The 15020-nt window shown below is 47.7% G+C and carries 17 protein-coding genes; 1 reads left to right on the top strand and 16 read right to left on the bottom strand.

Features of this window, described 5'->3' with window-relative positions; translation table 11 throughout:
- Positions 1-84: 84 nt before the first annotated feature.
- Positions 85-681, top strand: a complete 597-nt coding sequence (gene clpP, locus HUG20_RS17535; protein ID WP_200085961.1) for an ATP-dependent Clp endopeptidase proteolytic subunit ClpP — start codon at positions 85-87, stop codon at positions 679-681.
- Between the two features lie 46 nt (positions 682-727).
- Here clpP and HUG20_RS17540 read toward each other — a convergent pair whose 3' ends face one another.
- The 16 genes from HUG20_RS17540 to HUG20_RS17610 form a co-directional block, all read right to left on the bottom strand.
- Positions 728-982: an HPr family phosphocarrier protein gene (locus HUG20_RS17540; RefSeq protein WP_200085962.1), complete on the bottom strand. Its 255-nt coding sequence runs from the start codon at positions 980-982 to the stop codon at positions 728-730.
- Between the two features lie 25 nt (positions 983-1007).
- A complete protein-coding gene (gene whiA, locus HUG20_RS17545; protein ID WP_200090574.1) occupies positions 1008-1946 on the bottom strand; it encodes a DNA-binding protein WhiA in 939 nt (312 codons plus the stop codon).
- Between the two features lie 50 nt (positions 1947-1996).
- A complete protein-coding gene (locus HUG20_RS17550; protein WP_200085963.1) occupies positions 1997-2941 on the bottom strand; it encodes a gluconeogenesis factor YvcK family protein in 945 nt (314 codons plus the stop codon).
- Positions 2938-3777 (bottom strand): RNase adapter RapZ, encoded by an 840-nt coding sequence (rapZ, locus tag HUG20_RS17555; protein ID WP_200090575.1) that lies wholly within the window; start codon positions 3775-3777, stop codon positions 2938-2940. The genes HUG20_RS17550 and rapZ overlap by 4 nt, the downstream gene beginning before the upstream one ends.
- Positions 3778-3829: 52 nt before the next feature.
- The gene (locus HUG20_RS17560; protein WP_200090576.1) at positions 3830-4288 is read right to left on the bottom strand and encodes an NUDIX domain-containing protein; all 459 of its coding nucleotides are present in this window, start codon (positions 4286-4288) and stop codon (positions 3830-3832) included.
- 174 nt (positions 4289-4462) lie between these two features.
- Positions 4463-4594, bottom strand: a complete 132-nt coding sequence (locus tag HUG20_RS19715; protein ID WP_281392452.1) for a hypothetical protein — start codon at positions 4592-4594, stop codon at positions 4463-4465.
- A 458-nt stretch (positions 4595-5052) separates the two neighbouring features.
- A complete protein-coding gene (trxB, locus tag HUG20_RS17565; RefSeq protein WP_200085964.1) occupies positions 5053-6003 on the bottom strand; it encodes a thioredoxin-disulfide reductase in 951 nt (316 codons plus the stop codon).
- 72 nt (positions 6004-6075) lie between these two features.
- Positions 6076-7128 carry a tetratricopeptide repeat protein gene (locus tag HUG20_RS17570; protein WP_200085965.1) on the bottom strand — a complete coding sequence of 351 codons (1053 nt, stop codon included), beginning with the start codon at positions 7126-7128 and terminating at the stop codon, positions 6076-6078.
- A 1057-nt stretch (positions 7129-8185) separates the two neighbouring features.
- Positions 8186-8806, bottom strand: coding sequence for a bifunctional phosphoribosyl-AMP cyclohydrolase/phosphoribosyl-ATP diphosphatase HisIE (hisIE, locus tag HUG20_RS17575; protein ID WP_200090577.1), 621 nt, complete (start codon positions 8804-8806; stop codon positions 8186-8188).
- A gap of 2 nt (positions 8807-8808) precedes the next feature.
- A complete protein-coding gene (gene hisF, locus HUG20_RS17580) occupies positions 8809-9567 on the bottom strand; it encodes an imidazole glycerol phosphate synthase subunit HisF (protein WP_200085966.1) in 759 nt (252 codons plus the stop codon).
- Complete coding sequence (gene hisA / locus HUG20_RS17585; protein ID WP_200085967.1) at positions 9561-10301, bottom strand: 1-(5-phosphoribosyl)-5-[(5-phosphoribosylamino)methylideneamino]imidazole-4-carboxamide isomerase; 741 nt, start codon at positions 10299-10301, stop codon at positions 9561-9563. Before hisA ends, hisF begins: the two co-directional genes overlap by 7 nt.
- On the bottom strand, positions 10288-10941 hold the full coding sequence (hisH, locus tag HUG20_RS17590) for an imidazole glycerol phosphate synthase subunit HisH (protein ID WP_200085968.1): 654 nt from the start codon (positions 10939-10941) through the stop codon (positions 10288-10290). Before hisH ends, hisA begins: the two co-directional genes overlap by 14 nt.
- Positions 10942-11535, bottom strand: coding sequence for an imidazoleglycerol-phosphate dehydratase HisB (gene hisB, locus HUG20_RS17595; protein ID WP_200085969.1), 594 nt, complete (start codon positions 11533-11535; stop codon positions 10942-10944).
- Positions 11528-12817 carry a histidinol dehydrogenase gene (gene hisD / locus HUG20_RS17600; RefSeq protein WP_200085970.1) on the bottom strand — a complete coding sequence of 430 codons (1290 nt, stop codon included), beginning with the start codon at positions 12815-12817 and terminating at the stop codon, positions 11528-11530. The genes hisB and hisD overlap by 8 nt, the downstream gene beginning before the upstream one ends.
- The gene (gene hisG, locus HUG20_RS17605; protein WP_200085971.1) at positions 12814-13458 is read right to left on the bottom strand and encodes an ATP phosphoribosyltransferase; all 645 of its coding nucleotides are present in this window, start codon (positions 13456-13458) and stop codon (positions 12814-12816) included. Before hisG ends, hisD begins: the two co-directional genes overlap by 4 nt.
- Positions 13451-14641: an ATP phosphoribosyltransferase regulatory subunit gene (locus HUG20_RS17610; protein WP_200085972.1), complete on the bottom strand. Its 1191-nt coding sequence runs from the start codon at positions 14639-14641 to the stop codon at positions 13451-13453. The genes hisG and HUG20_RS17610 overlap by 8 nt, the downstream gene beginning before the upstream one ends.
- Positions 14642-15020: the final 379 nt, after the last annotated feature.

Here is a 15020-nt window from a genome sequence, read left to right on the forward strand (position 1 = left end):
AATGTATTTGACCTTTATTGACCAATAGGGTATGATATAAGCAGTAACCCCATATTGCAAACGAAATGAAGGAGGATTAGATTTATGCATCTAATACCAACAGTTATTGAACAAACAAACCGCGGGGAGCGGGCTTATGACATTTATTCACGTCTGTTAAAAGACCGTATCGTCATGCTCGGATCAGGGATCGATGACAATGTGGCCAATACAATCGTAGCCCAATTGCTTTTCCTCCAAGCGGAGGATCCGGACAAGGACATCTCCCTTTATATTAACAGCCCCGGAGGTTCCATTTCCGCCGGCATGGCCATTTATGATACGATGCAATATATTACACCTAAGGTTTCGACTATTTGCATCGGCATGGCTGCTTCTATGGGCGCTTTCTTGCTCAATGCAGGAGAAATAGGCCAACGTTTCGCCCTCCCGAACAGTGAAATTATGATCCACCAACCGCTTGGAGGAACACAAGGGCAGGCATCCGATATTGAAATTCATGCGCGTCGTATTCTGGAAATGCGGGAAAAATTGAACAATATCTTCGCCGAGCGAACAGGCCAGCCGCTCGAAGTAATCCAACGGGACACCGACCGGGATAACTTCATGACTGCACCAGAAGCAAAAGAGTATGGGCTCATCGATCGAATCTTCGAGAAGAATGAAAGCACAGAAAAATAACCGATCCTTCCCCACCTAAAAAACCACGCGACCTGCGTGGTTTTTTTCATTCCTCGCTTACAAATTGCCCAAGCGCTTTTACTGCTTCTTCTTCATCGCCGCCATCAGCAGCTATGCGAATCGTTGTCCCATTGCGGACGGCAAGACTCATTACTCCCATAATACTTTTGGCGTTGGTCTCATGTGTCCCTTTGATAAGGTTGATATCCGCATGAAAGCGATTGGCTTCCTGCACGAATAGGGCGGCCGGTCGCGCCTGCAAGCCCATTTTTAAATTCACTACCACGTCACGCTCGACCATCGCGACCCATCCTTTCTGCTGTTTATCATCCTTGTGGCAACGATTCGCGATTACGAATTCGTTCAGCCAGTTCGTCGATTTTTCGCAACCGGTGATTGACCCCGGATTTGCTCACCTTCCCGCTCTCTGCCATTTCACCCAATTCCTTCAAGGTGACATCCTGATGCTTCACACGAAGTTCGGCCATTTCACGCACTTTGGAAGGCAAGCTTTCCAAACCGATCTCTCGCGTGACAAGCTCTATATTTTCCACTTGCCGCAAGGCAGCTCCTACCGTTTTGTTCAAATTTGCTGTCTCACAGTTTACGAGTCGATTGACAGAGTTACGCATATCCTTCACAATCCGAACATCTTCAAAATAGAGCAGTGCTTGATGAGCACCGATAATATTGAGAAACTCGGTGATCTTCTCGCTTTCCTTAATATAAACAATATACCCTTTTTTTCTCTCCAGTACACGGGCATCCAGATCAAATTCCAACATTAACGCCAAGAGCGATTGATTGTGTTCTTTATAATAAGAAAACAACTCCAAATGATAGGATGATGTCTCCGGATGATTAATGGACCCACCTGCGAGAAAGGCTCCCCGTAAATACGCTCTTTTGCAACAATGATTCTCAAATGTATGTTCTGAAATCGACTGCGCAAACGTATGCCCGTTGGCCGTCACGTTTGTATCAGCTAAAATTTCTTCCACAAAACGGTACACGCGAACGATGTAAATATTGTTTTTCCTTAATCGCATTTTTTTACGAACGACGAGTTCGGCCTTCATGTGTTCATACCGTTGCTTCAGAAGCGTATAAAACCTTCGTGCAATCGCCGCGTTCTCGGTCGTTATATCCAAAGTCGTACGCGATTCCGAAATATTAAGAGCACCGGTCATTTGGATAAGTGCGGAAAGTTCCGCTTTTACACAGCAATCATCTGCACGGATCTGTGTGAGTTCTTTTTTCGTCATTGCCGCAAACGAAGACAAGCCACATTCACCACCTTTTTGATCAAACTTCCTTAACCTTCGAGAATCATCCGGGCAATTTTTTCCGCATTATGACGCAACACCGAGCCGTCTGTTTGGATGAAATCATCTTGGATCGCATGCAAACCCAGCGCTTTTAAATGGTCTTCATCACAAATCACAGCCTCCGAACCTTCCTCGGCATATCGTTCGATCATTTCCGGTGAAATGTTTCCGTCATGGACAAAAATTTGCTCAATCATCGATTTCCCGATATGGGCATAAAGCGCCTTAATATGATCGGAAGCAGTAAATTCATCCGTTTCCCCGCTTTGCGTCATGACATTGCAAATATAGATTTTATCCGCTGACGACCGGTTTATTTCTTCCGCAATGCCGGGAACGAGCAAATTAGGCAACACACTGGTATATAAACTCCCCGGTCCCATAATAATTTTATCTGCTTGTCGAATCGCCTGAATGCTCGCCGGCAATGCCTCGGGAAAGGCTGGATCAAGGAACATTTCATCGATTTTTTTCCCTGCCTTCGGAATATTGGACTCTCCCCGAACGACACTGCCATCGGTCATTTTCGCCACAAGTTCAATGCTATCATTGGACGCAGGTAACACCGTACCGCGTACGTTGAGCACAGCACTGAGTTCGCTAATGCCGCGGGCAAAATCACCTGTGATAGACGTCATACCTGCGATCAGCAAGTTGCCGAGCGAATGCCCGGTAAGCCCTTCCCCATTTTCGAAGCGATGCTGAAATAAACGTTCAATTAATGGTTCAACTTCCGCCAATGCCACGAGCACATTTCGAACATCCCCGGGCGGCGGGACATTTAACTCCTTGCGTAACCGTCCGGAACTTCCTCCATCATCAGCTACGGTAACGATTGCCGATAGATCAACGGGGTAGGTTTTTAACCCTCGCAGTAAAACGGACAATCCCGTACCGCCTCCGATAACAACTATTTTCTTTCCATTCGTCACTCGATTGTTTCTCCCCTGTCCTTATGTTCGCGATGGCTCTTATACACTAGGTAATTCTTAGAATAAACATCAGCAAGATGTTCCACAAGCGTAACGGAACGGTGATTCCCGCCCGTACAACCAATCGCGATGATTACTTGGCTTTTTCCCTCTTGTTTATACAAAGGCAACAGAAAGGTTAGCATGTCTTCCAGCTTCACGAGAAATTCCTTTGTATCCGCCCACTTCATGACATATTCGGCAACGTCCGAATCCATCCCTGTTAACGGGCGCATCCGTTCAATATAATGAGGATTCGGCAAAAATCGGACATCAAAAACAAGATCGGCATCAATCGGAATCCCGCGTTTAAACCCAAAGGACATAAAATGTACGTTAAAGGTCAACTCCTCGGGAGCAGTGAACAATTTGTTAATTTCCGAGCGTAACTCTCGAGGGGTAAGCGTTGTCGTATCAATATGGTAACGTGCCCTTCCCTTGATCTCATCCAGTATTTGCCGTTCTTCTTTGATGCCGTCTAACAGCGGGCCGGACGGAGCAAGGGGGTGCGAACGCCTAGTTTCTTTAAATCGCTGCACAAGTTTGCTGTCCTCTGCATCGAGAAATAAAATGTGCGTGTGCAAATTCGGCTTATCTCCAAGCATGCTTACCGCCGAAAACACTTGTTCAAAAAATTCCCGGCCCCGTAAATCCATGACAAGCGCGACACGGTTCATCGACCCGCCTTCCACGAGATCCAATAATTTCGGAATCAACGCCGGCGGCAAATTATCGATGCAAAAAAAACCGAGATCTTCAAGGCTTTGCACGGTAACCGTTTTTCCCGCTCCCGACATTCCGGTAATCACAACGATCTGGATATCATCTTCCACACCAACATCTCTCCGTTCACACTGTTTCGAGCTTTGCGTCGAGCAACTCGTAATCAGGTGTGTAATAAAATGTGCTGAACAACATTCCTTGTTTTCCCAAAAGATGTTTGAATAAATCTTGATCACCCAAGGCCATTGGCAAAGAAAGAACGTTCGTTTCTTTTTCCCAAAATAGCCTGCCTTCAGGTGAATGTTCCAACATTTCCCCTTTATGTTTATTCGCAAAAAAAGAAAACATCATCCATTCGGAAACTTTCGCGTACCTTTCCTGAATGACAATCGTAGAAACTGCCCGTAACTGTGGGTTCAGCAGTTCTATTCCGGTCTCTTCCATGAACTCCCTGCGCACGGTGGCAAGTGGGGTTTCTCCGTCCTCCATCTTCCCGCCGGGGGCGACAACCCAGTTTCTTCTGGGCTTTTGCAACAATAAAACCCGATCCTCATGTGTTAACACGCAGTTTGCCACACGCCGCATGTTCATCACCTCACATTAATTATAACGTGAACCGATGCATCCCACAAATCTAAGCCTCCGGTCACTGCGTACGCACCGCGTTTTCGATTAGAAAACTTGGCTTTCGACAAGCTTTTCTGTCGAAAGCCTTAGTTGCACTTATGTAGGTAGGGATTGCTGAACAACTTGCAGCTATCAGCTGAAGCCGGGATGCCGCTTCCATGGCTTCGCTTTCCGCGGACGAACGGTCAAGCCTCCTCGCGCAAAACCGGCGCTGCGGGGGCTTGACACATCCGTTTTTCCGCTGGAGTCTCGCCATTGCAGCACCGTCCCACCATACGTTGCCAGAAGTGCAAGGGTTTTGTTGCTTATAGGATGGATTTCCTTGCATCCAGTTTTGACAACACCAACGGAAAATGCTTATGTGCCAGTCTTTTTCCGTTATTCAGCAATCCCTAGGTAAGAAAGTTGATTTATGCTTTTGTATGAAAACAACCATAATTGGAGCAGCGTAAACGAATCAGTATAACCAACGTATGTCTCGATTATATTTTTTTACGCTAAACTAGTTGTTCTCATTATAGATGGTGGCGACATGCTCAACCGCCATGAGGGTTTCTTACCTACCAAAAAAAATACGCAAGGCGATGTACCTTGCGCATCCAAAATATATATAAGGGGGGTCAATTAACGTACTTCCATCATAACGCTTAATTGTTTCACAGCTGTTACAATAGCATTAAAAACACATAACTTTTTTTCGTCATGTTCTTCGGGAACTTTTCTTATGCCTCTACCGTCTTCTCCAATTCTTCGACATAGGACTGCGCGTTTTGCGCCGCTAAACTTCCATCACCGGTTGCTGTCACAATTTGCCGCAGCGTTTTTTCGCGAATGTCACCGGCCGCAAAAATCCCTGCACGATTGGTTTCCATTTCTTCGTTCGTGACGATATAACCTTCTTCGTTCGTAATCCCCAAATCCTTCACAGCATTATTGAGCGGCAACAGACCGATATAAACAAACACACCATCGGTCGGAAAATCATACTCTTCGCCGCTTTTCACATTAACGAGGGTCACGCTGCTCACTTTTCCGTCCGTATCATGGATTTCTTTTACAACATGGTCCCACTTAAAATCAATTTGCTCATTGGTAAATGCCCGTTGTTGAAGAATTTTTTGTGCACGCAGTTCATCACGGCGATGAATGACCGTCACCTTTTTGGCGAAACGCGTGAGATAAACGGCTTCTTCAACCGCGGAATCACCTCCGCCAACAACGATAATTTCTTTGTCCCGGAAAAACGCGCCGTCACATACGGCACAATAGGAGACACCGCGACCGCCGAGTTCTTTTTCCCCGGGGATGCCCAATTGTTTATATTCCGCACCTGTAGTTACGATCACAGCGCGAGCTTTGTACGTTTTATTCCCCGCGTATATCGTTTTATATGCACCGCCGTCTTCGATCTTTTTAATGTCCCCGTAGGCATATTCAGCACCGAATTTGCGTGCATGCTCAAACATTTTATTCGATAGATCGGGGCCAAGAATGTGCGAATACCCGGGATAGTTTTCCACATCTTCCGTGTTGGCTACCTGTCCGCCCGGAATCCCGCGTTCAAGCATTAATGTTTTCATTTCCGCTCGGGAAGTGTACACTGCAGCAGTCATGCCCGCGGGACCCGCCCCGGCAATAATGACATCATAGATGGTATCTGTTTCTCCTGACATCGACCGACGCTCCTTCCAATTACCTTCTGTCTCTATATTATCCCGCTTTTCGGTTAACGTCTATTCATCTGCTCAATCCAACCCAAACGATAAATCGTGCAGATGTTCACACTGTACTTCGTCGCTTTTAAGGGCGCGGGTTTGCCATGCTTGCAAAAGCGTTGCTGCTTTATCATCACCATGATCACGCGCGAGCTTCCAGGCTTTTTTGCTTTTTTTATGGTACCCGCAATGAAAAGCGGCTACTCCGTAACGATAAAAAAATGCGCCGGCCATTTCAGGCGGGCTGTGTTTTTGTAAAAAATGGAACAATAAAAGTGCCTGCTCGTATTCCCCAAGCCGACAAAGCGTGGCTGCCAATTTGTGAATATGGCCTTTATTCAACGGCACCAATTGCCTAAGTTTCTTTTTCAACTGTTCAACTTCCCGGTCCTTACGCTGATCTTCGAGCAATAATGTTAATTGGCATAGCGCAGGCACATACATCACTTCCTCCAACAGGGTACGCAAGCAATGCATCGCCTCATCACTGCGCCCTTGAAGGTGAAGCGTTCTCGCATATTGATTGTATGAAGCATAATAAGCGGGATAATCCATCATTAATCCTTTGAGCAAACGCTCTGCTTTTTCATAATTTCCCTCGTTGATGAAGCGCCCAGCGCGCTCGTACTGTAAAATAAAGTCATCGGGGAAGGCAGGCTTTTCTTCATATTCATCGGCAAAAAAATCTTCATTCCCATCAAGTTTTACCAACTCAAGCAACTCTTGCGCATCTTCCACAAATTCTCCCTCCGGCGAGGAGGACAAATAGTGAAGCGCCGCTTCCTTTGATTTATCAAAAAGTCCGAGAAACGCGTAGTTGTTGGCGAGAAAATAATAACAATCATACATGTCGCCATCTATATGATCCAAGACGTGCAAGAGGGTCTCATTGGAACGTTCATACTCGCCCATGTCGGATAATATCGCTGCAAGTTGACAATGAAAAACCCCTTCCAGGGGCCTTAATTCAATCGCCCGTTTCAAATAACGGATCGAGCGATTCCACTCTTTATTTTTATAAAACGTGATTCCCCGGTCAAAAAAATATTCCGGATTTTGAAGAAAAGGGATCAACTGCCCCATGCGTTCACACGCCTTCCACATACTTTGATCATCGTTATTGTAACATAGTTTATGGCGCATCCCAAAAGATGGTGTATAGGTGATGTTTTAGGATAAGTCTAAAAAGTAGTAATTTTCAAATTTATGTGTATAATTTCCCGAGTCGGCAGGACTTCCCTTTTTTCAAAATTAGAATTTTCCTCAATAATCATTAACGATATAACTGAGTTTCCTAGTGAGGTTTAACCCTATAATAAAAAATGGATACCGAAACTTATCCATTTCCTTTCGTTATATCTTCATCCATAAAGATACAAGGCATCCGGTTAAGACTGTCTGCCTCCGATCACTAGTGGCGTGTTTCAGAGATCCTTTCCCCATTGAAAAATGGAACAGCATTCGTAGAGGATGAAGTTTAATCCCTCTCGGAGCAGCTCACCCTTCATTAGAGGGATTACTTTGTACTTCCGAGCAGAACGTGATTCGTTACCTGTTACCTCCCTCGCATCGGATATACGAATTGCTTGAATCGCCCAACGGACCACCGGAGACGCTCACGCCATTAGACGACCAGCCTTTACGGCTGTTACCGGACCTTTTATGCCTTTCTCTGGCAAAACTATCCGAAGATGCTCCGAGTTCGTCCATTTATCGTGCTATTAACAAAGGTTTTGTCCGTATAACGCCGGGAAGGAACTTTTGAAACAGTACACTAGTGCAGGGTGATTAATTAATCACTCACACCCATATTGTCATTCAAACCACGTCATAGCGTGGCTTAACTATTTTCCGGAAATCGCGCTTTCGATGATTCGTCTTTTTAACTTTCCAGCGTCCCTCATATTGGGGTTTATTCTTTTTTTAGGGACGCTAGGCCTTCACAGCGTCCCTCAAATTAAGATTTATTCTTTTTTCAGGGACGCTGGACCTTCCATCGTCCCCCTAAATGAGGCTTATTCTATTTTTAAGGACGCTGGACCTTCCAAGTGCATCCCCTCTTTAGAATGATTACAATTAAAGGTGCGACATCCCTTTATTGTCGCTGTTTGGAAAACCAATGCGAAGAAACGATCGCTATTTATTTCCCACGCCGTTCCGTTAGCGTATCCAACACTCGATCGAGGGGCAATTGCTGTTCTTCGAGCAAAACGAGAAGGTGATAAATAAAATCGGCACTCTCCCACGCCAGTTCTTCTCCATCCCGATTTTTTGCCGCTATAATAATTTCGGAAGCCTCTTCGCCGACCTTTTTTAATATTTTATCCACGCCTTCTTCAAATAAATACGTGGTGTACGCTCCCTCCGGGCGTTCATGGTTTCGTTCTGCAATCGTCGCAGCCACGGTCCGCAAAATCGTAAGATCATTTGATTCTTGCGCCGGTTCTTCGGAGAGCATGCTCTCCGTAAAACAACTGTATGTCCCGCGGTGACACGCCGGGCCTTGCGGGTGCACGAGCACGAGGAGGGTATCGCGGTCGCAATCATAACGAACATCGCTCACCTGTTGCACATTCCCGGACGTTTCGCCTTTATGCCAAAGGGTTTGGCGCGAACGGCTGTAAAACCACGTTTCCTTCGTATCGATCGTTTTATTTAATGATTCCCGGTTCATATACGCCACGGTCAGCACTTCCTTGCTATTCACATCTTGCACAACCGCGGGTATCAATCCATCGGCATCAAAAACAATGTTCTCCATATTCACCTTACGTTCACCCCCTGTTTCCTCAGCGCATCCTTCACTTCCGACACAGCCGTTTCCTTGTAATGGAAAATGGAAGCCGCCAATGCCGCGTCCGCTCCGGCATCCAGAAAAACATCCACAAAATCTTGTTGTGCCCCCGCGCCTCCGGAAGCGATCACCGGAACGCTCGCAACCTCGTTCACCGCGCGTGTAAGCGGCAAATCATATCCTGTTTTTGCGCCATCCTGGTCCATGCTCGTGAGCAAGATTTCTCCCGCGCCTTTTTTCACGACTTCTTTTGCCCAATCCGTAACTTCCAGATTCGTCTCACGCCGTCCTCCGTGGGTATACACACGCCAAGATTGTAATTTCTCGTCCCATTTGGCATCAATGGCGACGACGATGCATTGGGAGCCAAAAAAGTCCGCACCTTCAGCGATTAAGCCTGGGTTTTTCACTGCCACCGTATTCAACGATATTTTATCCGCTCCGGCACGCAAGATTTGACGCATATCATCCACGCTATTAATGCCACCGCCGACCGTAAACGGAATCGCAAGTTTTCCGGCGACTTCCCGGACGACATCCACCATCGTTTTCCGCCCTTCATGAGACGCCGATATATCCAGGAAAACGAGCTCGTCCGCCCCTTCCCGGTCGTAATAGGCCGCAAGCTCTACCGGGTCTCCCGCATCTCTCAACCCTACAAATTGGACGCCTTTGACTACCCGGCCTTCTTTTACATCCAAACAAGGAACGAGCCGTTTTGTTAACATGTTCGCTTCACCTCTTTTAACGCTTCAGACAAGTCAAGGGCTTCTGTATACAGCGCCTTGCCGACAATCGCCCCGCTTACGCCTGCCTCTCGATAACGCAACAACGCTCGCACATCATCCAAGTGGCTTACACCGCCCGATGCGATGACGTGGGCGCCGCTCGCTTTTGCAAGGGTGGCACTGGCTTCCACGTTTGGGCCCGTGAGCATACCGTCCTTTTCGATGTCGGTAAATATAAACGTATCCGCTCCGGCGGCTGCCATCTCAGCTGCAAGCACTTCCGCCTGCACATCGGATGACTCCAACCAACCGTTCACAGCCACGTTTCCATTTCGGGCATCCAAGCCGATCACGATTCTGCCCGGATAAGCCGCAAGCATTTTCGCTGTGAAATCAGGGTTTTGCACCGCAACCGAACCGAGGATCACCCGATCAACACCTCGCGAGAGGTAATGCTCCACGTCTCGTTCCGTACGGATGCCTCCTCCCACCTGAACACGAGCGGCTGTTTCTTCGACAATACGAAAGATAGCCGTATCATTGACCGGATGTTTATCACGGGCACCGTCCAAATCAACGACGTGCACCCATGTTGCGCCATCCTCAACGAAACCTGCCGCCATCTGTGCCGGATTGTCTCCGTAAATTGTTTCCCGGTTGTAATCGCCTTGCTTTAACCGCACACATTTGCCATTGCGAATATCGATGGCCGGGAATAAATTAAAGGCTGTCACTCGTCTGTACCTGCCTTTCTTTCACGTAAGTCACGTAATTGTTCAACATTTGCATCCCGAGCGCACTGCTTTTTTCCGGATGAAATTGAGTACCGAAAATATGATTCCGGCCAACAACCGCCGGCACTTCCCCGTCATAATCAGTCGTTGCCACGACGACCTCTGCCGTATCGGCATGAACGACATAGGAATGCACAAAATAAGCATGTCCTTCTTTCGTTCCTTCGACGATGACGTGGGTAGGTTGACGATATCGGAGGAAGTTCCAACCCATATGGGGGACTTTATATTGAATGCCTGCCCTTGTTTTCCCCGGAAAACGACGAACTTTCCCTGGTAACAAATCAAGCCCCCGGGTAATCCCGTTTTCTACGCTTTCGGAAAACAATAGCTGCATGCCGAGACAAATGCCAAGCAAAGGTTTTCCGTTCTCGACCAATTGTTTGATGTTTGTATCGAGGTTTTTTTCTTGGAGGATAGCCATGGCATCTTTAAAAGAACCGACACCGGGCAAAATCAAACCGTCCGCTGATGCCAACACATGCACTTCTTCGGTGATGACGTAAGGCGTGTCCAGACGTTCAAGCGCTTTGCTTACGCTGTATAAGTTTCCCATCCCATAGTCTACGACTGCGATCATCTACAAAACCCCTTTCGTCGAGGGGATCCCCTTCACACGCGGATCGATTTCCGCCGCTTCCGATAAAGCCCTGGCTAGCGCTTTAAAAATAGCTTCAATAATATGATGCGTATTCCAGCCGTAATGCACGATCACGTGCAAGTTCATGCGTGCCTCAACAGCAAACTTCCATAAAAATTCGTGCACAAGCTCAGTATCAAACGTCCCTACTTTTGCAGCGCCGATCTCTCCGCGGAATTCAAGGTGGGGGCGATTGCCAAGATCAATGACGACTTGGGCGAGGGCATCGTCCATGGGAATATGCACGGTCCCGTACCGCCGGATCCCTTTTTTGTCGCCAAGGGCTTCTTTTACCGCCTGCCCCAGGCAAATTCCAATGTCCTCACTCGTATGATGGTCATCCACTTCCACATCGCCGTTCGCTTGCACACGCACGTCCATCTGCCCATGCTTGGCAAAGAGATCAAGCATGTGGTTCAAAAACGGAACCGGCGTCTGAATATCCGCCTGGCCGGAACCATCCAATTGCACATCGAGTTCTATATCCGTTTCCCCGGTTTGCCGTTTTACCGTTGCTTTTCGTGTCTCATTCATCCTTTTGTCGCACGTCCTTTTTTTGACGAATTTCCACCGCCCGGGCGTGGGCTTCAAAGTCTTCCACACGCGCAAGCGATGCAATCATATCGCTATTTTGAGAAAGTGCTTCCTCGCTGTAATGAATGATGCTTGATTTTTTGAGGAAGTCGTCGACCGTTAACGGGCTTGAAAAACGGGCCGTTCCATTCGTCGGCAACACATGGTTTGGACCGGCAAAGTAATCACCGACCGATTCCGCACTGTTTTCACCGAGGAAAATAGCGCCTGCGTGCTTGATTTTTCCAAGGTGTTGAAACGGTTCATTGCAGAGAACTTCAACATGTTCGGGAGCCAATGTATTGACAACATCAACCGCTTCGTTAAGATCGGCAGTCAAATAAATAGCGCCAAAATTGTTGAGCGCCTCTCGGGCGATCGATGCCCGCGGCAAACCTTTCAATTGGCGCTCTACTTCCGCAGACACTTTTTCCGCAAGCATTTTCGAAGGCGTAACGACAATAGCCGTCGCCCGTTCCTCGTGCTCGGCTTGCGACAGCAAATCAGCGGCCACATAGTCCGGGCGGGCAGAATCATCGGCGAGAATGACGATTTCACTCGGACCCGCGATCATATCAATATCCACTTGCCCGAAAACCGCCCGTTTCGCTAATGCAACGAATGCATTTCCGGGACCGACAATTTTATCGACGGCGGTTACGGATTCAGTTCCATATGCGAGCGACGCAATCGCCTGTGCCCCGCCTACTTTCAGGATTGTTTCTACACCTAGCTCGGAGGCCGCTACCAAAACGGCCGGATGGAGCAGCCCAGATTCATCCGGCGGAGACGTCACCACGATGCGGTCAACACTTGCCACTTGCGCCGGGATCACATCCATTAAAATCGTCGACGGGTAGGCAGCTTTGCCCCCCGGCACATAAACACCGACGGCATCTAGCGGCGTGATTTGTTGCCCAAGGATCGTACCGTTTTCCTTCGTTGTCATCCAAGATTCCGTCCGCTGTCGCTCATGGAAATCACGAATGTTGGCGATCGCCTGCCGAATTGCTTCCACTATCCGCGTATCTATCACCTTATAGGCTTGTGCTCGCTCCATTTCATTCACAAACAGGGAATCGAGTGCGGCGCCATCCAATTTTTTTGTATATGCCCGTAATGCCTCGTCGCCATTTTTTCGAACCTCCGCAATGATCTCGTCTACAATCACCTGTGTTTCTTCATTGCCGCTGTCGGGGTCCCGGCGTAAACTGACATGTTCATCTACTTGAATGATTTTCATGACGGGCTCCCCTCCTTAATGACCGCTGATAAACGCGCGACAATATCATCAATTTGCTTATCTTTCATACGGTAACTTACCGGATTGACGATTAACCGGGACGTCACGGATGCGATCGTCTCTAGCTCGACGAGCCCGTTTTCCTTTAACGTTTTTCCGGTAGAAACGATATCGACGATTCGTTCGGCTAGTCCGATTAAAGGAGCAAGTTCAATCGATCCGCTTAATCGGATGACTTCCACTTGCTCGCCTTGCGCTTTAAAATATTGCGTAGCGATATTCGGATACTTGCTCGCAATTTTCGGCGCCACTCGCTCCTTCCTTTGCTGTGGAAGTCCGGCGACTGCCAAGTAGCAAGCACTAATGTGCAAATCAAGCACTTCATACACATCACGCTGCTCTTCGAGTAAAACATCTTTCCCGGCAACACCGATATCGGCAACGCCGTGTTCTACGTACGTGGGCACATCCATCGGCTTCGCCAGAAAAAATTTCATGCCGGCATCCGGAGCTTCCAAGATCAGCTTTCGGCCCGCCGAAAAGTCCTCTTGCAGAGGATAACCGGCATTTCGGAGAAGGTCGGCCGCCTCTTCAAAGATTCTGCCTTTAGGCATGGCAAATGTTATCCAATCTTTATTCATCACTGCTCCCCCTTTCCGATCCGTCCGTGAAGGAGACAACTTCCGGATATTTCTCCGTGAAAGCATCGATGTCCGGGACACTTTCGATATTTTGCACCACTATCGCTTCACCGTTATTGCGGCGACGGTTCGCTTCCTGCAACGCTTCTTGTTGACGTTTTTTATTAAAAAGAATGAGCGTCGGGCGGTTTTGGGAATATCCCTCGTTAATATGATTCAATGCTTCAAGCAATCGATCCAAGCGTATCCCGAAGCCGGTCGCACTAGCCGGGCGGCCAAATTTTTCGAGCAATTCATCATAGCGCCCACCGCTCGCAAGGGGGAATCCAAGCGCCCCGCCGTATCCTTCAAACACAATCCCGGTGTAATAATCGATTTGGCCGACGAGGTTAAGATCGATTTGAATGACATCCTGGACGCCCAAATCTTTCAAAATCTCCCATAAATCTTCTAGATCATTGATGGCATGATGTGCTTTCGAACTATGAGCCAACGTTTTCGCACGATCGAGAACTTCCGGACCGCCGCGTAAACGTTGCAATTGATGGAGACGGCTTTTATCAGCCTCCGAAATCTCCAATTGATCCACTCGTTGTCGGTAGCCTACGAAGTTCTTTTCATAAAGATAACGTCTGAGGGCTTCTGCAATTTTCGAATCCTCGATGATTTCCTCAAAAAGAGCATTCATATATTTAATGTGTCCCACAGCAAGACGAAACGGAGACAGACCGGATGCGCGAAGGTTAGACGTCAACAAGGCGAGCACTTCCCCATCGGCATTCATGGAATCGTCGCCGACAAGTTCAATGCCAAATTGGTCAAATTCCGCTCGCCTGCCTCCCTCATGCTGTTGCGCCCGATATAAAGCGTTGCAATAGAAAAGGCGTAACGGCAAGGGTTCTTCTTTCATGCTTGAACTTATGACCCGTGCGATCGGTGCAGTCATATCCGGCCGCAACACGAGTGTTTGCCCTTCCCGATCCAGTAATTTGAATAATTGCTCGTCCCGAATCGCGGAAGCATTCCCAACCGTTTCGTAATACTCCAATGACGGTGTTTGAATGGGGCGGTATCCCCAATTTTTTGTTTCCTGTTCCATATATCTTCGCACCTCGCGCGCGCGTTCATACAGCGCGGGAAGCGTATCAATCATTCCCAGCGGTTTCTCAAACATCAGTGGCATGTGTACAGCCTCCAAAATCCTTTAGTTCGCCTGAAATCCTTTAGTTCGATAGAGAAGTAAAATGTTTATGTATTTTAGTTTACACTTGGAATTTAAGTGCGTCAACGCATGTAAACAGCCTAGCGTCACGTGGACGCCCTTGAAAAAACCGAAGAATGCTTTTTCCGTTCCGAGGCAAATCTCCGAGCACGCCTCTTGAGCTTCAATCCCGTGCAGGCTTTGCAAAAGCTCCCAATCAGCTTACGCTTGTATACGCTTTTGATCACATAGAGGGGGCATACGTTATACTTTTGCAAACACCCCGTTTTTATGTCGGATAACGCCGTCTTTCATGTTAGTAGGACTCCGTTGTTCAGTGTGAATAAAGTCATTTAAACGT

Source organism: Salicibibacter cibi, assembly GCF_016495865.1.
Classification (GTDB): Bacteria; Bacillota; Bacilli; order Bacillales; family Marinococcaceae; genus Salicibibacter; species Salicibibacter cibi.

What these genes read in the sequence shown, in the direction of transcription:
- hisIE (WP_200090577.1), bottom strand. Translation starts at nt 8,806, where the DNA reads ATGGAGAACATTGTTTTTGATGCCGATGGATTGATACCCGCGGTTGTG.
- HUG20_RS17570 (WP_200085965.1), bottom strand. Translation starts at nt 7,128, where the DNA reads ATGGGGCAGTTGATCCCTTTTCTTCAAAATCCGGAATATTTTTTTGAC.
- HUG20_RS17610 (WP_200085972.1), bottom strand. Translation starts at nt 14,641, where the DNA reads ATGCCACTGATGTTTGAGAAACCGCTGGGAATGATTGATACGCTTCCC.
- rapZ (WP_200090575.1), bottom strand. Translation starts at nt 3,777, where the DNA reads ATGTCGGGAGCGGGAAAAACGGTTACCGTGCAAAGCCTTGAAGATCTC.
- hisG (WP_200085971.1), bottom strand. Translation starts at nt 13,458, where the DNA reads ATGAATAAAGATTGGATAACATTTGCCATGCCTAAAGGCAGAATCTTT.
- hisB (WP_200085969.1), bottom strand. Translation starts at nt 11,535, where the DNA reads ATGAATGAGACACGAAAAGCAACGGTAAAACGGCAAACCGGGGAAACG.
- trxB (WP_200085964.1), bottom strand. Translation starts at nt 6,003, where the DNA reads ATGTCAGGAGAAACAGATACCATCTATGATGTCATTATTGCCGGGGCG.
- whiA (WP_200090574.1), bottom strand. Translation starts at nt 1,946, where the DNA reads ATGACGAAAAAAGAACTCACACAGATCCGTGCAGATGATTGCTGTGTA.
- clpP (WP_200085961.1), top strand. Translation starts at nt 85, where the DNA reads ATGCATCTAATACCAACAGTTATTGAACAAACAAACCGCGGGGAGCGG.
- hisH (WP_200085968.1), bottom strand. Translation starts at nt 10,941, where the DNA reads ATGATCGCAGTCGTAGACTATGGGATGGGAAACTTATACAGCGTAAGC.
- hisD (WP_200085970.1), bottom strand. Translation starts at nt 12,817, where the DNA reads ATGAAAATCATTCAAGTAGATGAACATGTCAGTTTACGCCGGGACCCC.
- hisF (WP_200085966.1), bottom strand. Translation starts at nt 9,567, where the DNA reads ATGTTAACAAAACGGCTCGTTCCTTGTTTGGATGTAAAAGAAGGCCGG.
- HUG20_RS17540 (WP_200085962.1), bottom strand. Translation starts at nt 982, where the DNA reads ATGGTCGAGCGTGACGTGGTAGTGAATTTAAAAATGGGCTTGCAGGCG.
- HUG20_RS17560 (WP_200090576.1), bottom strand. Translation starts at nt 4,288, where the DNA reads ATGCGGCGTGTGGCAAACTGCGTGTTAACACATGAGGATCGGGTTTTA.